Origin of the sequence: Roseovarius sp. (genome assembly GCF_030373445.1) — a bacterium.
GTDB lineage: Bacteria > Pseudomonadota > Alphaproteobacteria > Rhodobacterales > Rhodobacteraceae > Roseovarius.
The window spans coordinates 710779-728122 of sequence record NZ_JAUCYU010000001.1 but is presented as its reverse complement, the minus strand read 5'-3'; the positions used below and the strand labels follow the sequence as shown (position 1 = coordinate 728122).

The 17344-nt window shown below is 65.4% G+C and carries 16 protein-coding genes; 11 read left to right on the top strand and 5 right to left on the bottom strand.

Annotated features, from left to right (window positions below):
* Window positions 1-127: 127 nt before the first annotated feature.
* Together ubiB and ubiE are read right to left on the bottom strand one after the other, a co-directional pair.
* Window positions 128-1660 carry a 2-polyprenylphenol 6-hydroxylase gene (gene ubiB / locus QUV18_RS03370; protein ID WP_300892009.1) on the bottom strand — a complete coding sequence of 511 codons (1533 nt, stop codon included), beginning with the start codon at window positions 1658-1660 and terminating at the stop codon, window positions 128-130.
* A gap of 3 nt (window positions 1661-1663) precedes the next feature.
* Entirely contained in the window at window positions 1664-2407 is a 744-nt protein-coding gene (ubiE, locus tag QUV18_RS03365) for a bifunctional demethylmenaquinone methyltransferase/2-methoxy-6-polyprenyl-1,4-benzoquinol methylase UbiE (protein WP_300892008.1), read from the bottom strand.
* Between the two features lie 96 nt (window positions 2408-2503).
* Here ubiE and mutM point away from each other — a divergent pair, with 96 nt between their 5' ends.
* From mutM to gyrB, 11 genes are all read left to right on the top strand, one after another.
* Entirely contained in the window at window positions 2504-3355 is an 852-nt protein-coding gene (gene mutM / locus QUV18_RS03360) for a bifunctional DNA-formamidopyrimidine glycosylase/DNA-(apurinic or apyrimidinic site) lyase (protein WP_300892007.1), read from the top strand.
* A gap of 64 nt (window positions 3356-3419) precedes the next feature.
* Window positions 3420-4196 carry an enoyl-CoA hydratase gene (locus QUV18_RS03355; RefSeq protein ID WP_300892006.1) on the top strand — a complete coding sequence of 259 codons (777 nt, stop codon included), beginning with the start codon at window positions 3420-3422 and terminating at the stop codon, window positions 4194-4196.
* Between the two features lie 439 nt (window positions 4197-4635).
* Complete coding sequence (gene rpsT / locus QUV18_RS03350) at window positions 4636-4899, top strand: 30S ribosomal protein S20 (protein ID WP_300892005.1); 264 nt, start codon at window positions 4636-4638, stop codon at window positions 4897-4899.
* Between the two features lie 502 nt (window positions 4900-5401).
* Complete coding sequence (dnaA, locus tag QUV18_RS03345) at window positions 5402-6772, top strand: chromosomal replication initiator protein DnaA (RefSeq protein WP_300892004.1); 1371 nt, start codon at window positions 5402-5404, stop codon at window positions 6770-6772.
* Window positions 6773-6927: 155 nt separating this feature from the next.
* Entirely contained in the window at window positions 6928-8046 is a 1119-nt protein-coding gene (gene dnaN / locus QUV18_RS03340) for a DNA polymerase III subunit beta (protein ID WP_300892003.1), read from the top strand.
* Between the two features lie 55 nt (window positions 8047-8101).
* Window positions 8102-9214, top strand: a complete 1113-nt coding sequence (gene recF, locus QUV18_RS03335) for a DNA replication/repair protein RecF (protein ID WP_300892002.1) — start codon at window positions 8102-8104, stop codon at window positions 9212-9214.
* Window positions 9211-9645, top strand: coding sequence for a VOC family protein (locus tag QUV18_RS03330; RefSeq protein WP_300892001.1), 435 nt, complete (start codon window positions 9211-9213; stop codon window positions 9643-9645). The genes recF and QUV18_RS03330 overlap by 4 nt, the downstream gene beginning before the upstream one ends.
* A gap of 229 nt (window positions 9646-9874) precedes the next feature.
* Window positions 9875-10402 carry a DUF1697 domain-containing protein gene (locus QUV18_RS03325; RefSeq protein ID WP_300892000.1) on the top strand — a complete coding sequence of 176 codons (528 nt, stop codon included), beginning with the start codon at window positions 9875-9877 and terminating at the stop codon, window positions 10400-10402.
* Window positions 10399-11019 carry a LysE family translocator gene (locus QUV18_RS03320; protein ID WP_300891999.1) on the top strand — a complete coding sequence of 207 codons (621 nt, stop codon included), beginning with the start codon at window positions 10399-10401 and terminating at the stop codon, window positions 11017-11019. Before QUV18_RS03325 ends, QUV18_RS03320 begins: the two co-directional genes overlap by 4 nt.
* An 81-nt stretch (window positions 11020-11100) precedes the next feature.
* Complete coding sequence (locus tag QUV18_RS03315) at window positions 11101-11598, top strand: hypothetical protein (protein ID WP_300891998.1); 498 nt, start codon at window positions 11101-11103, stop codon at window positions 11596-11598.
* A 173-nt stretch (window positions 11599-11771) separates the two neighbouring features.
* A complete protein-coding gene (gyrB, locus tag QUV18_RS03310) occupies window positions 11772-14189 on the top strand; it encodes a DNA topoisomerase (ATP-hydrolyzing) subunit B (RefSeq protein ID WP_300891997.1) in 2418 nt (805 codons plus the stop codon).
* A 77-nt stretch (window positions 14190-14266) separates the two neighbouring features.
* Here the strand turns inward: gyrB and QUV18_RS03305 are convergent, their stop codons facing one another.
* From QUV18_RS03305 to QUV18_RS03295, 3 genes are read right to left on the bottom strand one after another with little or no spacing between them, the layout of a single operon-like run.
* A complete protein-coding gene (locus QUV18_RS03305) occupies window positions 14267-14491 on the bottom strand; it encodes an acetyl-CoA carboxylase biotin carboxyl carrier protein subunit (protein ID WP_300891996.1) in 225 nt (74 codons plus the stop codon).
* The gene (locus QUV18_RS03300) at window positions 14484-16136 is read right to left on the bottom strand and encodes an FAD-binding protein (RefSeq protein WP_300891995.1); all 1653 of its coding nucleotides are present in this window, start codon (window positions 16134-16136) and stop codon (window positions 14484-14486) included. The genes QUV18_RS03305 and QUV18_RS03300 overlap by 8 nt, the downstream gene beginning before the upstream one ends.
* Window positions 16137-16148: 12 nt before the next feature.
* The gene (locus QUV18_RS03295) at window positions 16149-17279 is read right to left on the bottom strand and encodes an acyl-CoA dehydrogenase family protein (RefSeq protein ID WP_300891994.1); all 1131 of its coding nucleotides are present in this window, start codon (window positions 17277-17279) and stop codon (window positions 16149-16151) included.
* Window positions 17280-17344 lie beyond the last annotated feature (65 nt).

Here is a 17344-nt window from a genome sequence, read left to right as displayed (position 1 = left end):
CTTCCCCAACAAGATATCGTGTTCATTCCGGATCACTCTAACGAAACGTATTGCGGGCAACAATGAAACAATCGGCATTTTTGCGACCGAAGCAGAATGTTGCGCCCATTTGCGGCGAGAAGGACACTCACAGCAATTCCACGGTGGCGATAACTGTCGCGGCGCCCGCGGCGAAGCCGGCGATGGCCCATGCCGCGTAGACAAGTCGCGAGGGCCGTGGCGGCGGGTGCGGCGGCTGGGATTGCCGCACGAGCGCGCTTTCCACGATCTGGGGCAGGCGTGGCCCGTACCGGCTGAGCACCGCAAGGGTCCGGGAAAGGTCGCGCAGGGCGGCGCGGGGGCCCACGTTCTTGCGGATGTAGTTTTCGACCACGGGGCGGGCGACCTGCCAGATGTTGATCTGCGGGTTGAGCGAGCGCGCCACGCCCTCGACCACCACCATCGTGCGCTGGAGCAGGATAAGCTCGGTCCTTGTTTCCATCCCGAACCGCTCGGTGACCTCGAAGAGATAGCTCAGGATCCCGCCCATCGACATCTTGCTGGCGTCCATCCCGAAGATCGGCTCACCCACGGCGCGCAGGGCGCGGGCAAATTCCGTCACGTCCCGGTCAGAGGGCACGTAGCCGGCCTCGAAATGCACCTCGGCGACGCGCTGGTAATCGCGGCGGATGAAGCCATACAGAATTTCCGCATAGACCTTGCGGGTATACTCGTCGATATGGCCCATGATCCCGAAATCGAAGGCGATGATGTCGCCGTTCGGCGCCACCTTGAGGTTGCCCTGGTGCATGTCGCCGTGGAAGAAACCGTCGCGAAGGGCGTGGTTCAGGAAAAGCTGCAGCACGCGCTCGCCCAGAACCACACGGTCATGCCCCGCCGCATCAAGCGCCGCGTTGTCGCCCAGCGGTATGCCGGCGGCCCAGCCCATGGTCATGACCCGGCGGCTCGACAGGTCCCACTTGATCTCGGGCAGTTCGAACCCGGGGTCGTCTGCCGTGTTGGCCCTGAATTCCGAGGCGGAGGAGGATTCAAGGCGCAGGTCCAGCTCGCCCAGGACCACGCCCTCGAAATGCGCGATCACCTCGGTCGGGCGCAGGCGGCGGGACGCGGGGGAGAGGACCTCGATCATCCGGGCGGCGAAATAGAAGGCGTCGATATCCTTGCGGAATGCCCGCTCGATCCGGGGGCGGAGCACCTTGACCGCCACCTCTTCGCCGCTGCCTTTCAGCCGGGCCTTGTGGACCTGCGCGATGGAGGCGGCGGCCACCGGCTCGCTGAACTCCATGAATATCTCGTCGACGGGGTGGCCCAGTTCCCGCTCGACGCTCTGCTTGGCGACGGTGACCGGGAAAGGCGGCAGCTTGTCCTGCAGGATGCGCAGCTCGTTGGCGAGGTCGTCGCCGACGATATCGGGCCGGGTCGAGAAGACCTGCCCGAACTTGATATAGGCGGGGCCAAGCGCCGTTAGGGCGCGCAGCGCGGGCGGCATGTTCGGGTCGCCGCGGTAGCCCAGCCACTGGAACGGCCAGGCGAGAAAGCGCATCGTGCCCCGCACCAGCGGCGGTGCATCCATCGCATCCATGATCAGGCCCATCGCGCCGGTGCGTTCCAGCGTGGCGCCGGTGCGGATCAGGCGCAGAAGGTTGTGCGGCCCGCGCATCGGCTAGATCTTCCAGCCCGAATGGAGACAGGCCACGCCCATCGTCAGGTTGCGGTACTTGGCGTTTTCGAACCCGGCCTGCCGCACCATTTGCAGGAAGGTTTCCTGGTCCGGGAAGCGACGGATGGACTCGACGAGGTATTGATAGCTGTCGCGATCGTTGGCGATGGCCTGGCCCATGCGCGGGATGATGTTGAAGGAATAGAGGTCATAGACCTTCTGCATCAGGTCGTTGGGGATCTGGCTGAACTCCAGCACCATCAGCCGGCCGCCGGGTTTGAGCACGCGGAACGCCTCGTTCAGGGCTTCCTGCGGTCGGGTGACGTTCCTGATGCCGAAGCTAATCGTGTAGACGTCGAACGTGTTGTCGGCGAAGGGCAGTGCCATCGCGTCGCCCACCACCCAGTCGAGGCTGTCGCCAAGGCTTTCCGCCTCGGCCCGTTTCCGGCCTTCGACCAGCATCGGTTCGGTCAGGTCCAGCACGGTGGCATGCCCATGCCCCGCGCGCTTGAGGAAACGGAAGGAGATGTCGCCGGTACCGCCTGCCACGTCGAGCAGCCGCTGGCCGGGCCGCGGCGCCAGCCAGTCCATCATCGCGTCTTTCCAGACGCGGTGGATGCCGAAGCTCATCGCGTCGTTCATCACGTCGTATTTCGACGCGACCGAGCCGAAGACGCCCCGCACGCGGCCGGCTTTCTCGTCCTCGGGGATGTCCTGAAACCCGAAATGGGTGGTTTTCTCGGTCATCTTGGCTTTCCGGCCCTTGCCGTTCTGGGTCACCGCCCTTCTTATAGGGCGCCCGGGGCGGGTTACAATCCGCCCCGTTGATACCGAGGGGGAAACATGCCCGAATTGCCGGAGGTTGAGACCGTTCGCCGCGGGCTGTTGCCCGCGATGGAGGGGGCGGTGATCGCCCGGGCCGAGGTGAACCGGCCCGACCTGCGCTGGCCGTTTCCGGACCGGATGGCCGAGCGGCTGTCGGGGCAGCGGGTTCTGAACCTGCGCAGGCGGTCGAAATACATCCTGGCCGACCTGTCTTCGGACGAGACCTTGCTGATCCATCTCGGCATGTCGGGGCGCATCCTGATCTCGGGCGATCCGCTGGGGCAGTTCGTGCATGACCATCCGGCGCCGGAGAAGCATGACCACGTGGTGTTTCACATGGAGAACGGCGCGCGGATCACCTTCAACGACCCGCGCCGGTTCGGTGCGATGGACCTGATCGCCACGCCGATCGCCGACCAGCATCCGCTATTGCAGAAGCTCGGGCCCGAGCCGCTGGGCAATGCCTTTAACGAGGGGCACCTGGTGGCCGCGCTGAAGGGGCGGAATACACCGATCAAGGCGGCGCTGCTGGATCAGCGAATCGTGGCGGGGCTGGGGAACATATACGTCTGCGAGGCGCTTTACCGGGCGCGGATATCGCCGAAACGCCGGGCCGGGGCGATCTCTGCCGCGCGGGTCGCGGGGCTGGTGCCGGTCATCCGGGAGGTGCTGAACGACGCCATCGCCGCCGGCGGCTCCTCCCTTCGCGATTACCGGCGGGCAGATGGCGAACTCGGTTATTTTCAACACAGTTTCGACGTGTACGACCGCGAAGGGCAGCCTTGCCGCACCCCGGGATGCGAAGGGCACGTGCGCCGTATCGTACAATCGGGCCGCTCCTCCTTCTATTGCGCGCAATGCCAAAGATAGGTTGAACCGGCGCGTCAAATTGTTAAGGAATCGTCTTTGACCGAAACAAGCGAAAGCAGATTTCATGGCCTATGAGACGATCATCGTCGAAGTAGAAGACCACGTCGCCCTTATCACCCTCAATCGCCCGGATGCCCTGAACGCCCTGAATGACCAGCTTCTGAAGGAGCTGTCGCAGGCGCTGAAGGAGTGCCAGAAGAACGACAAGGTGCGCTGTATCGTCCTCACCGGCTCGGACAAGGCGTTTGCCGCCGGGGCCGACATCAAGATGATGAGCGAGAAATCCTTCACCGACGTGTTCACCGAGGATCTCTTCGGCCCGGAACCGGAGGTGTTCCAGAGCGTGCGCAAGCCGGTCATCGCGGCGGTGGGCGGTTATGCCCTTGGCGGCGGGTGCGAGCTGGCCATGATGTGCGATTTCATCATCGCGGCGGACACGGCCAAGTTCGGCCAGCCCGAGATCAACCTCGGTGTCATGGCGGGGCTTGGCGGGTCGCAGCGGCTGACCCGGTTCATCGGCAAGTCGAAGGCGATGGACATGAACCTGACCGGCCGCTTCATGGATGCCGACGAGGCCGAGCGCTCTGGCCTGGTGTCGCGCGTGGTGCCGGCCAAGAAGCTCAAGGAAGAGGCGCTGGCCGCCGCAACCAAGATCGCCGAGAAATCGCAGATCGCCGTGATGGCGGTGAAGGAGTCGGTCAACCGCTCCTACGAGGTGCCGCTGCGCGAAGGCCTGCTGTTCGAGCGCCGGGTGTTCCACTCGCTGTTCGCGACGGAAGACCAGAAGGAAGGCATGTCGGCCTTCATGGAGAAGCGCGAGGCGCAGTTCCGCGACAAGTGACCATCCGGCAGCCGGGGCCGCCCTGCGACCGTGACCCTGTCGGGTCGCGGTGCCGTGGTGGTGCCCTCCGGTGTCCCGGCGCGGGCCGGCACGCGGTTTTTCCCCGACGATGACCGCCCGGTTTCACGCGATTCCCGATCGCGCCGCGAGGGATGGCAGGCACGTTCCGGTGAGTCGTGCGTTTGTGTCCATTGCGTAACAGGTTCATGAAAATCAGCCCGGCCCGCATCCCGATCATACGGGGGAAGCCAAGGGCGGGGAATCGCCCTTGGCGCGAGCAAGTTACCGGTTTGCATTTCCGCCGATTTCGTCTATACGCCCCCGTCATACATGCGCGTGCGGCCCGCTCTGGCCAGAATCATCCCGGTTGTTGACCTGCCGGTTCGGGTTTGCCGACGTGCTATCGAAACACTGAAAACCCGAAAAAGGTCTGAAAAACATGGCAAATACACCTCAATCCAAGAAGCGCGCCCGCCAGAACACGAGCCGCCTGGCCGTCAACAAGGCGCGCCGGTCGCGCATCCGCACCTATCTCCGCAAAGTCGAAGAAGCCATCGCCTCGGGCGACAAGGACGCCGCAATGGCCGCGCTGCGCGCCGCCCAGCCCGAACTGATGCGCGGCGTCACCAAGGGCGTCTTCCACAAGAACACCGCTGCGCGGAAAATGTCGCGCCTGTCGTCCCGGGTGAAGTCGCTGGGCTGACGATCCAAACCCTAAGCCGTTGACTCTTAAAGGCGCCCGGAATGACGGGCGCCTTTCGCATTTCCGGCCGTCACGGAATGTGACAGATTCTTTTCAGCCAAAGAACCTGTCAAGCGCGAAGATAAGTTGCCGCCCCTGTGAGGCTGTTGCTAATTTTGCAGGGCGATTCCGCTAGGGGGGAAAGGCTGCCACAGCTGCTCCGACAGGCTTAACTGCTTACGCCACAGGAGCAAAACCGTCGTCATCGACGACTGGCCGAAACCCGAGAGTGCGTGCACGCGACATGAACTGACTGACCCGCGTATGGGGGACATAGCGCGCGGCCAAAGGCATCATGGAGAGGCGGCACAAGACAGGTCCGAAGGTGGACACTTCCGCCCGTTGCCCTTCGCAACGGTACGGGCGAAGTGCTTCCGCATTGACCCCCTGGCGTGATTGCCGACGGCGTGCAGAGCGGTGCGCCGGCGATTTTCAAGAGCAATAGTCGCGGAAATGGGGACAGATGACTAAAGAGCAATGGGGCCAGCTGAAACAGGAACTTCTGGGGACCGTCGGGAAGCACAACTTCGCCAACTGGATCGAGCCGCTGGAACTTTCGGATGTCAGTGATGGCGTGGCCACGTTCAACGTGCCGACCACCTTTACGGGCAACTACGTGTCGCGCAATTTCGGGGATCTCATCCTTTTCCAGGTAAATACTGTCTCGCCGGATATTCGCCGTGTGCATTTCCGCGTGCCGGCCAACGCCACGGCACGGCCCGAACCAGCCGCCCCCAGGCCCAAGCCCGCGCGCCCCGCCGCACAGGCCGCCACCCCGTCCGGCGAGAGCCAGGTGCCGGCGGCCCCGCTCGACGACCGGTTCACCTTCGACAACTTCGTCGTGGGCAAGCCGAACGAGCTGGCCCATGCCGCCGCGCGCCGCGTGGCCGAGGGCGGGCCGGTGACCTTCAACCCGCTGTTCCTTTACGGTGGCGTCGGCCTTGGCAAGACGCACCTGATGCACGCCATCGCGTGGGAGCTGCAAAGCAAGCGGCCCGACCTCAACGTCGTCTACCTGTCCGCAGAACAGTTCATGTACCGCTTCGTGCAGGCTCTGCGCGATCGCAAGATGATGGATTTCAAGGAGATGTTCCGCTCGGTCGACGTGCTGATGGTCGATGATGTCCAGTTCATCGGCGGCAAGGACAGCACGCAGGAGGAGTTCTTCCACACGTTCAACGCGCTGGTGGACCAGAACAAGCAGATCGTCATCTCGGGAGATCGCGCGCCCGGCGAGATCGAGAACCTCGAGGACCGGATCAAGTCGCGCCTGCAATGCGGCCTGGTGGTTGACCTGCACCCGACCGATTACGAGCTGCGGCTCGGCATCCTGCAATCGAAGGTCGACCGGTTCCGCAACGACTATCCCGGCCTGAAGATGGCCGATGGCGTGCTGGAGTTCCTGGCGCACCGGATCAGCACCAATGTCCGTGTGCTTGAAGGCGCGCTGACACGGCTTTATGCCTTCGCTTCACTGGTGGGCCACGAAATCACGCTGGAACTGGCTCAGGACTGCCTGGCCGACATCCTTCGCGCTTCCGAACGGAAGATCTCGATCGAGGAGATCCAGCGGCAGGTGTCGGAGCATTACAATATCCGCCTGTCGGACATGATCGGCCCAAAGCGGGTGCGTAGCTTCGCGCGGCCCCGGCAGGTGGCGATGTTCCTGTGCAAGCAGATGACCAGCCGGTCGCTTCCCGAGATCGGCCGCCGCTTCGGGGGCCGGGATCATACCACGGTGATGCATGGCGTTAAGCGGATCGAGGAACTGCGTGTCCAGGATGCGCAGATGGCAGAGGACCTCGAGATCCTGCGCCGGACGCTCGAAGGGTAATCGCCGCCTGTCCCGAAAATGCAACCGGCCCTGCCTTTGGCTGGGCCGGCCTTGACCCTGCCCCGGAATGCGCCGAAAACAGCACGAAAAGGCTTGAGCGTTAAGGGGAGTTTGCTACGGTGCGCTTCCCGGCACGCAGATCAGGGAGCGAGGGCATGAAACTCAGCATCGAACGCGGCACGCTGCTCAAGGCAGTGTCACAGGCCCAATCCGTGGTCGAACGCCGCAACACGATCCCGATTCTGGCCAACGTGCTGATCGAGGCCGAGGGCGACACGGTGCAGTTCCGCGCCACGGATCTCGACATTGAAGTGGTCGACAAGGCGCCGGCCAAGGTCGAACGGGCCGGGGCGACGACGGTGTCGGCGGTCACGCTGCACGAGATCGTGCGGAAGCTGCCGGATGGCGCTCTGGTGACGCTGACCGACGATGGCGCCTCGGGGCGCATGTCGGTCGAGGCGGGGCGGTCGAACTTCTCGCTGGCGACCCTGCCGCGCGAGGATTTCCCGGTGATGGCCTCGTCGGAATATTCCTGCAATTTCAGCGCCGACGCGCCGGTGCTGCGACGGTTGTTCGACAAGTCGAAATTCGCCATCTCGACCGAGGAGACGCGGTATTACCTGAACGGCGTCTACATGCATATCGCCGATGGCGAGGGCGGCCAGATGCTGCGCTGCGTGGCCACCGATGGCCACAGGCTGGCGCGGATCGACGCGGACCTGCCCGAGGGTGCCGCCGACATGCCCGGCGTGATCGTGCCCCGCAAGACCGTGGGTGAGCTGCGCAAGCTGCTGGACGACGACGAAGCCAAGATCGCCGTCTCGGTCTCGGAGACCAAGGTGCGGTTCGCCACGCCGGACATCACCCTGACCTCGAAGGTGATCGACGGCACCTTTCCCGACTACACCCGCGTCATTCCCACCGGCAACACCCGCCGGCTGGAGGTCGACGCCAGCGAGTTCGCACAGGCCGTCGATCGGGTCGCCACCGTCAGCTCGGAACGCTCTCGGGCGGTGAAGCTGGCGCTGGACGAAGACCGTCTGATCCTGTCGGTCAACGCGCCGGACAGTGGCAATGCCGAGGAAGAGCTGGCCGTGGCCTATGGCGACGAGCATCTCGAGATTGGCTTCAACGCCAAGTACCTGCTGGAGATTGCCAGCCAGGTCGACCGCGAGAATGCGGTTTTCCTGTTCAACTCCTCGGGCGACCCGACGCTGATGCGCGAGGGGAACGACACCAGCGCGGTCTATGTCGTGATGCCGATGCGGGTGTGATCGGCTTCGCCGATGCCTTCGGCGAGAGTATTTCCGGAAAGATGAAAGGGCTTGTATGCCCGGGCTCTACCTTTCCCGCCTGACCCTGTCGCACTACCGCTCGCACAAGGGGGCGGCGCTGGCGCTGGATGCGCGGCCGGTGGCGATTTACGGGCCGAACGGGGCGGGGAAGACCAACCTTCTGGAGGCAGTTTCGCTGTTCTCGCCGGGCCGCGGTTTGCGGCGGGCGGCGGCGCAGGACATGGCGCGACGGCCGGAAAGCCTTGGGTGGAAGGTGACCGGGCATTTGCATTCCTTGCATCAGATCCACGAGGTCGAGATCTGGTCGGAGGAGGGCCAGTCGCGGCAGGTGAAGATCGATGGCAAGGCGGCGAGCCAGGTGGCGCTGGGGCGGATTGCGCGGGTGCTGTGGCTGATCCCGTCGATGGATAGGCTTTGGATCGAGGGGGCCGAGGGGCGGCGGCGGTTCCTGGACCGGATGACGATGAGTTTCGAGCCAACTCATGCAGATGTTTCACTGGCCTATGAGAAGGCGATGCGGGAGCGGAACCGGCTGCTGAAGGACCAGGTGCGCGACGGGCATTGGTACGTGGCGCTGGAGAGGCAGATGGCCGAGGCGGGGGTGGCCATTCACCGCAACCGGCAGACGGCGCTTGAGGAGTTGCGGGCGGCGCAGGAGGCAGCGGAGACGGCCTTTCCGACGGCGGAGCTGGAGCTGACCATGTCGGAGGGGGAGATGCCGGAAACGGAGGCGGACTTCCGCGAGGCGCTGCATGAAAGCCGGTTCCGGGATCTTGCCGCCGGGCGGACGCTGGTGGGGCCGCACAGGGCTGATTTATATGGGGTTTTCGCCGCCAAGGGGGTGCCGGCGAAGGACTGTTCGACGGGGGAGCAGAAGGCGCTTCTGATCTCGCTGATCCTGGCCAATGGACGGGCGCTGGCACGGGAGTTCGGGGCGCCGCCGATCCTGCTCTTGGACGAGGTGGCGGCGCATCTGGATGCAGGCCGGAGGGCGGCGCTTTACGACGAGGTTTGTGCGTTGGGGGCGCAGGCTTGGATGACCGGGACGGGGGCGGAGCTGTTCGAGGAGCTGGGGGAGAGGGCCCAGTTGATCGAGGTGACCGAGGACGAAAACATCAGCAAAATCAGTGGGAAAGGCATGGCATGACCAACCCGCAACGTGTGACTCTCATCACTCTTGGCGTGGCTGATCTGGCCAGATCCAAGGCGTTCTATGGGGCTTTGGGGTGGATTCCGGCGGAGGAGCAGGAGGGGGTCATCTTCTACCAGTTGCACGGTATGGTCCTGGGATTGTTCGGAAAAGCGGCACTGGCGGAGGACCAGGGAAGGGACGGCGCCGAGCTTGGCACCGGGGCGATGACGCTGGCGCAGAACTTCGCGACGGAGGCGGAGGTGGATGAGGCGTTCGACAAAGCCGTGGCGGCGGGGGCCAAAGCGTTGAAACGGCCGGAAAAAGTGTTCTGGGGCGGGTATTCGGGATACTATGCCGATCCGGACGGGCATGCCTGGGAAGTGGCGATGAACCCGTTCTGGCCGCTGGCGGAGGACGGGAGTTTGACCTTGCCGGGGGCAGGGTAAACGGATCGTTGAGACGGGGCGTCGAGGGCGTTTTTCGCGGGATTGCCGACAGGAAGGTTTAACGGCCTTCATTTGCTGGGGTTTCAACGTCGGTATCACGTCGGTATTTCGTCGGTATCGCGTCGGTGCAATGCACCGTGGAGCGATTGATTGATGTGGCGTTCGGTGCGGGGTGCTACGAGATGTGGGATGGGGCGCAACACCAAGGCCGCGGGGCGGAGGGCGTGAGATGAGTGTTTCGGTGCTGCTGCTGCGCGGGATCAACGTGGGCGGGCGGAATGCGCTGCCGATGGCGGAGCTGCGGGCCATCCTGGAGGGGCTGGGGGCGGAGGACGTGGCGACCTATATCCAGAGCGGCAACGCGGTGTTTCGCGGGGAGGTTTCGGCGGAGGCCATCGCGGACGGGATCGAGGCGGCGAAGGGCTTTCGGCCGCAGGCGCTGGTGATGTCCTGCGAGCGGCTGGAGAAGGTCATGGCGTCCAACCCCTTCAGCAAGGAAGGGGAGGCGGATGGCAAATCGGTGCATGCCTGGTTTTTCGATGCCGCGCCAAAGGCGCTGGAGGACGATACGCTGGCGCTTGCAACCAAGACCGAGCGGGTCGAGGTGACGGACACGGCCGCCTTCCTGCATGCCCCCGAAGGGATCGGGCGATCGAGGCTGGCCGCGACGCTGGAAAAGGCGCTGGGCGTGCCCGCCACGGCGCGGAACTGGCGCACGGTCATGGCCATCGCGAAACTGGTGGAAGAGCGCCGATGACGTTGGGCCTGTGGGACGTGGCGCTGTATGCCGGGGCGCTGTTCATCCTGTTCATCACGCCCGGCCCGGTCTGGCTGGCGGTGCTGGCGCGGTCGTTGACGGGCGGGGCGCCGGCGGTGCTGCCGCTGGCGATGGGCGTGGTGGTGGGGGACGTGCTGTGGTCGCTTCTGGCGGTGCTGGGGGTGTCGTGGATCGTGAGCGCCTATGGCGGTTTCATGACGGCGCTGAAGCTGGTGGCGGTGGTGACCTTCGCCGGGATGGGGGTGCTGCTGATCCGCCATGCCGGGCGGAGCATCGTGGCCGACAGCCGGCTGACCCGGCCCGGGGCGCTGGCCGGGTTCATGGCGGGGCTGGCGGCGATCCTCGGGAACCCCAAGGCCATATTGTTCTACATGGGCGTCCTGCCGGGGTTCTTCGACCTTGGCCGGGTGACGCCGGCGGATATCGCCGTGATTGCCCTTTTGTCGGCCATCGTGCCCTTCGTGGGCAACATGGGGCTGGCGCTGTTCCTGGGCCGGGTGCGGCGGCTGATGACCTCTCCGACCGCGCTCAGGCGGACGAACCAGGCGGCAGGGGCGCTGCTGATCGTCGTGGCGGTGGTGATTGCGGTGACGTGAGCGGGTTATCGGCACGGTCTTGTTGCGCGACGTCATTCGCGTGGGAATATCGGGGCCGGAACGGATGCCGAGGTGAGACGGATGGCGCGGCGCACGAGTGAAGAGATCAGGGCGGAGATCGACCGGTGTGCCGCGTTCCTGCGGATCGCCGAGGATTTCGGGAAGGTGTTCTTTCCCGAGGAAGCGGCGTTGCGCGAAGCGTTAGAAGGCGTGCCGGACAAGGATGCCTTTGTTGCGAGATGTCTGAAGAACGGCGCCACCCTGTCGGAAGTGTTGAGTGGATTCGAGCAGGCGGTGAACGATCATATGTCCGCGTTTGCCGATACGGCGCCGGATTCGGTGGCGTATGCGACCGGACTCCGCGCGTATTACCGCGAGCGGACCGGCCGGGAGTTGCTGTCGGATTTTCCGCCACCGACAGGCAAGTTGAAGGCGATCGTGAAGCGGGGGAAGATCCGGAACGACACGGAGTTCTACCTCGTGAAAGAGTGCGTCGATGGCCTGGAGGACAATCCGAAGACCGCCGCCATGGGGCGGGACTTGCGGGCGCTGCTCGGTGCCTACGAGGCGGGTGGCTGAGGTCTGGCGGGCCCGGTGGGCCGCCGAGCGAGGGCCGCATCCCTGAATGCCGGATTCCGGGTCGGGACCGCGCGGAGATATGCCGTGCGGACACCCGCGAAAACTGCCGCCGATTGCGTGACATTCCCCCCGGAAAATCGTATAAAATCGGAAAGTTAAAAAGGATAGCTTGCATGGCAGAAGCAGTACCGGCGCGGGAAGAATATGGCGCCGATTCCATCAAGGTTCTCAAGGGGTTGGAGGCCGTGCGCAAACGGCCGGGCATGTATATCGGCGATACCGATGACGGCTCGGGCCTGCATCACATGGTCTACGAGGTCGTCGATAACGGGATCGACGAGGCGCTGGCGGGCCATGCGGATGTCGTGACGGTGACGATTCACGGCGATTCAAGCGTGTCTGTGAGCGATAACGGCCGCGGGATTCCGGTGGAGATGCACGAGGAAGAGGGCGTTTCGGCGGCCGAGGTCATCATGACGCAGCTTCATGCCGGGGGTAAGTTCGACAGCAATTCCTACAAGGTGTCGGGCGGTCTGCATGGCGTCGGTGTGTCGGTGGTGAACGCGCTGTCGGACTGGCTGGAGCTGCGCATCTGGCGGAGCGGCAAGGAGCATGTCGCCCGGTTCGAGGGCGGCGAGACGGTCGAGCACCTGAAGGTGGTGGGCGATGCCGAAGGCAAGCGCGGCACCGAGGTGCGGTTCCTGGCCTCGACCGACACGTTCTCGAACCTCGAGTACAGTTTCGAGACGCTGGAGAAGCGGCTGCGCGAGCTGGCGTTCCTGAACTCCGGCGTGCGGATCCGGCTGCGGGATGAGCGGCCGGAAGAGGCGCTGGAATCGGAGCTGCATTACGACGGCGGCGTGAAGGAGTTCGTCAAGTATCTCGACCGCCACAAGTCGCCCATGCTGCCCGAGCCGATCTTCATCACCGGGGAGCGGGACGATATCGCCGTGGAAGTGGCGATGTGGTGGAACGACAGCTATCACGAGACGGTGCTGCCCTTCACCAACAACATCCCGCAGCGGGATGGCGGCACGCACCTTGCGGGGTTCCGCGGGGCGCTGACGCGGGTGATGCAGAAATATGCCGCCGAAAGCGGGATCGCCAAGAAGGAGAAGGTGACGTTCACCGGGGACGATGCGCGCGAGGGGCTGACCTGTGTGCTGTCGGTGAAGGTGCCGGACCCGAAGTTTTCCAGCCAGACGAAAGACAAGCTGGTGAGTTCGGAGGTGCGGCCGGCGGTCGAGGGCTTGATGAACGAGAAGCTGTCGGAGTGGTTCGAGGAGAACCCCAACGAGGCGCGGCAGATCGTCGGCAAGATCATGGAGGCCGCGCTGGCGCGGGAGGCGGCAAGGAAGGCGCGCGAGCTGACCCGGCGGAAGACGGCGATGGACGTGAATTACCTTGCCGGGAAGCTGAAGGACTGTTCCGAGAAGGACCCGTCGAAGACCGAGCTGTTCCTGGTGGAGGGTGACAGCGCCGGGGGCTCGGCCCAGACGGGGCGGGCCCGGGGCACGCAGGCGGTGCTGCCGCTGCGCGGCAAGATCCTGAACGTGGAGCGGGCAAGGTTCGACCGGATGCTGGGGAGCCAGGAAATCGGCAACCTGGTGATGGCGCTGGGCACGGGGATCGGGCGGGACGAGTTCGATATCTCGAAGCTGCGGTACCACAAGATCATCATCATGACCGATGCCGACGTGGATGGCGCGCATATCCGGACGCTGCTGCTGACGTTCTTCTACCGGCAGATGCCGGAGCTGATCGAGGGCGGGTATCTCTATATCGCGCAGCCGCCGCTCTACAAGGTGTCGCGGGGCAAGTCGGAGGTGTACCTGAAGGACGTGCCGGCGCTGGAGGATTACCTGATCCAGCAGGGGACGGAGGACGCGGTGCTGCGGCTTGGTTCGGGCGAGGAGATCGTCGGGCAGGACCTGGTGCGCGTGGTCGAGGAGGCGCGGCAGGCGAAGCGGATCCTCGAGACGTTCCCGACGCATTACCCGCGGCATATCCTCGAACAGGCGGCGATTGCCGAGGCGTTCCTGCCCGGTCGGGCGGATGCGGATCTGCAGGCCGTGGCCGACGCGGTGGCGAAGCGGCTGGACCTGATCGCGGTGGAGTACGAGCGCGGCTGGCAGGGCCGGCAGACGCAGGACCACGGCATTCGTCTGACCCGGATGGTCAGGGGTGTCGAGGAGGTGCGGACGTTGGACGGGCCGGTCCTGCGGTCTGGCGAGGCGAAGCGGCTGGCGCAGCTGACGCAGGCGCTGCGCGAGGTCTATACGCAGCCGGCGAAGCTGTACCGCAAGGAGCGGGGGCAGGGGATCTATGGCCCGCTGGACCTGCTGGACGCGATCCTGAAGGAAGGCGAGAAGGGGCTGGCGCTGCAACGCTACAAGGGTCTCGGCGAAATGAACCCGGACCAGCTGTGGGAGACGACGCTGGACCCCGAGGCGCGGACGTTGTTGCAGGTGAAGATCGACGACGTGGCCGAGGCGGACGACCTGTTCACCAAGCTGATGGGCGACGTGGTGGAGCCGCGGCGGGAGTTCATCCAGCAGAACGCGCTGAACGTCGAGAACCTGGATTTCTGAGGGAGTCCGTAAGGCACGCGGTTTCCCCCGCCGGACGGCATGATCCGGCGGGGGAAACGGGCGGCGACCGGAGGTCGTCAGGGTGTTTCGATCACGGCGACGACCTGGTTCTCTTCCACCACGTCACCCTCGGCGACGTGGATCGCGACGACCGAGCCGCCCGAGGCGGATTGAACGCCGATCTCCATCTTCATCGATTCCAGAACCAGGATATCCTCGTTCGCGACCGCCGTGTCGCCGACCGCCTTGTTCACGGACCAGACCGAGCCCATTGCGGGCGCGCGGATCTCTTCCCTAGCCATTGATCGTTCCTTCCTGATTTGGGCCTGCCAGGTGCCGGGCCCGGCCGTGGGGCGCCGGCGGCGATACCTGCCGGGCGAGGGAGGCGGCCTCGCGCCCTGCGCGCCTGCCGCCGACGATGCATTCGGCGAGATTGCCGCCGCTCATGTAAAGGTGGCCGAACACGCTGCCCAGCTCTCCGGCGGCGTAGAGCCGGGGGATGGGGCGGCCGAACGGGGTCACGACCTCCTGCCGGACGTTGTGGCGTGGGCCGCCCTGCGTGTTGATCACGGCGGGGCGCACCTCGCCGTAATAGAAGGGCGGGGTGTCTATGCGTAGCATGGTTTCTTCCGGCCGGCCGAAGACCGTGTCCTGCCCGTGGGAGACCGCCGCGTTCCAGGCATCGAGCGTCTCGCGCATGCGGTTCCCGGGCACGCCGATGCCCTCGGCCAGTGCCGCCAGGCTGTCCGCCCGGTGAAAGATGCCGCGTTCGACCTCCTGAAGGTTGTCGCGGCTCCACTCGAACGACACCTCGGCATCGTTGTACGCGGCGTAGCCCATCGGGTACATCTGCCGCCCGGCCTCATCGAAGATCATGTAGGCGGGCATGCGCGCGAATTCCTGTCGCAGGGGATCGAACTGGTCGAAGGGGCGCATGCCCGTATCGCCCGGATAGGGCGGGTATTCGTTCATGAAGCGGCGCCCGTCGCGATCGACGAGGATCCATGCCAGCCGTGCCAGCGGCTTGCGTGACGCGTTGGGCGCCTCATCCGGTTCGATGCCGAGATCGGAGGCCGACCCGGGAACGCCGGGTGTCCACATCGGGATTCCCTTGTGGAACAGGGCGAACGGGTATTTGCCGGTCGGGTCGCTGAGCGCGTAGGGCCCGTGCACGTGCCACATGTGCCAGAGATCGGCCCCCGCGGCCTGGGCCATGGCGATGCCGTCGCCGGTGTTGCCGCGAAAGGAGGTGGGCCGGATCGCCCCGGCCTGGAAATACTGGTCCTGCATGTCCGGGTTGTTCTCGAACCCGCCGCAGGTGAGGATCACGGCCTTCGCGGCACGGAGGGCCACGGCCCGGCCCGCCTGCCGGGCGATCAGGCCGCAGACCTGGCCGTCGTTGCCGATGACCAGTTCGCCGGCGGCTGTCTCGTACCGCAGGTCGATGCCGCGGTGGGTGATGTTGTCCTCGAGCACCTTTATCAGCCGGCCGCCATTCGTGGTCGCGCTGGTGGCCGAGTACCGCTGCCCGGCCGCAAGCGCGGGCACGTCGGTAACCTCGCAATAGCCGAGCGACATGCAGCCGGGGAACGGGTAGTTGCCCACCGCCCCGGTGACACCCACCTGCGCGTCGCTAATGCGGGCGAGGCCGCGGACATATTCCGGGATGTCGACCATGCCCTGCGCCAGGTCGTGCAGCAGGTCGTCCGGGGTCCGGTTGCCGCAGGTCGCCTGCAGGTAGGTGAACGCATCGCCGGCGTTCTCGGCGATCCGGATCCCGCCCGCGGAAATGGCCGAGAGGCCGCCGGGGAAGGGCATCTTCTCGAGCAGGATGACCTCGGCGCCCGCGTCATGCGCCTCGATGGCGGCGACGCCGCCGGCGGCGCCGAAGCCCACGACGATCACGTCGGTTTCGGCATCCCATCGCTCTACGTCCGTCTCGCGCATCTGCGTCCGCCCCTATCCACGCCCGGCCAGGCCGGCCGCTCGCGCGATGGTGCGGTGCTGGATTTCATTGGTGCCTTCCGAGATCGGGTAAAGCCGCGCATCCCGGAAATACCGCTGCACCGGCGCGTCGTTGATGTAGCCCACGCCCGCGAAGATGCGCATGGCCTGATCGGTGATGCCGACCGCGGCCTCGCTTGCCACCACCTTGGCCATCGATGCCTCGACCAGCGCGGGCGCGCCGCTTTCGAAGAGCTCTGCCGCGGAATAGACATGCAGGCGGGCACTGGTCAGGTCGATGAGCATCTGCGAGAGCTTGCCCTGGACCACCTGGTTCTGGTTGATCGTCTTGCCGAAGACCTCTCGCTGGCCGGCATACTCGACCGACGCCTCGTAGGCCGCCCGGGCCACACCCAGGCTGCGGGCCGCATGGGTGATCCGGCCCTCCTCGAGCGCCGACATCACGTAGGCCATGCCGCGCCCCTCTTCCCCGAGAAGCGCGTCTTCCGGCACCTCGCAATCGAAGTAGACGATGCCGGTTTCCATCGAGCTGTGGCCGAGCTTGTCCATCTTGTGGATCTCGATCCCCGGCAGGTGGCTGTCGACGAGGAAGATGCTCAGCCCGTCGCGCCGCTTGTCGCGATCGGTGTAGACCACGACCAGCATGAAATCCGAAATCGGCGCGCCGGTGGCGTAGATCTTGTTGGCCTTGATGTGCCAGCCCGAGGCGGTGCGCGTCGCGGTGCCCCGCATCGCCAGCACGTCCGAGCCCGCGCCCGGTTCGGTCATGGCGAAAGCCGTCAGCTTTTCGCCGCTGATGATCGGGGCGAGGTAGCGGTCGACCTGCTCGGGCGTTCCGTAGGCCGGGATCAGCCGCTGGCCGAGGCCCAGCATGGGCGTGCCGAGCCCGGCGCAGACCCGGGAGAATTCCTCGATCATGACGCAGGCGTGCAGCAGCGAGCCGCCGGCCCCGCCGAATTCCTCGGCGACCGTCAGGCCGAGAAACCCGTTCTCGGCCGCCTTCGCGATCAGTTCCCTCGGGTAGGTCCCCGAGGCTTCGGCGCTGTCCACCAGCGGGCCGATTTCCTTCTCCGCGAACCGCCGGCACGTGTCGCGGAAGCCGCGCATCTCCTCGTCTTCGATCATCTCCGCCTCCGTGTGTGATGGGCCCGGCGCGCGTGCCCCGGGACAGGTGCCGGCGGCTTTGCCGC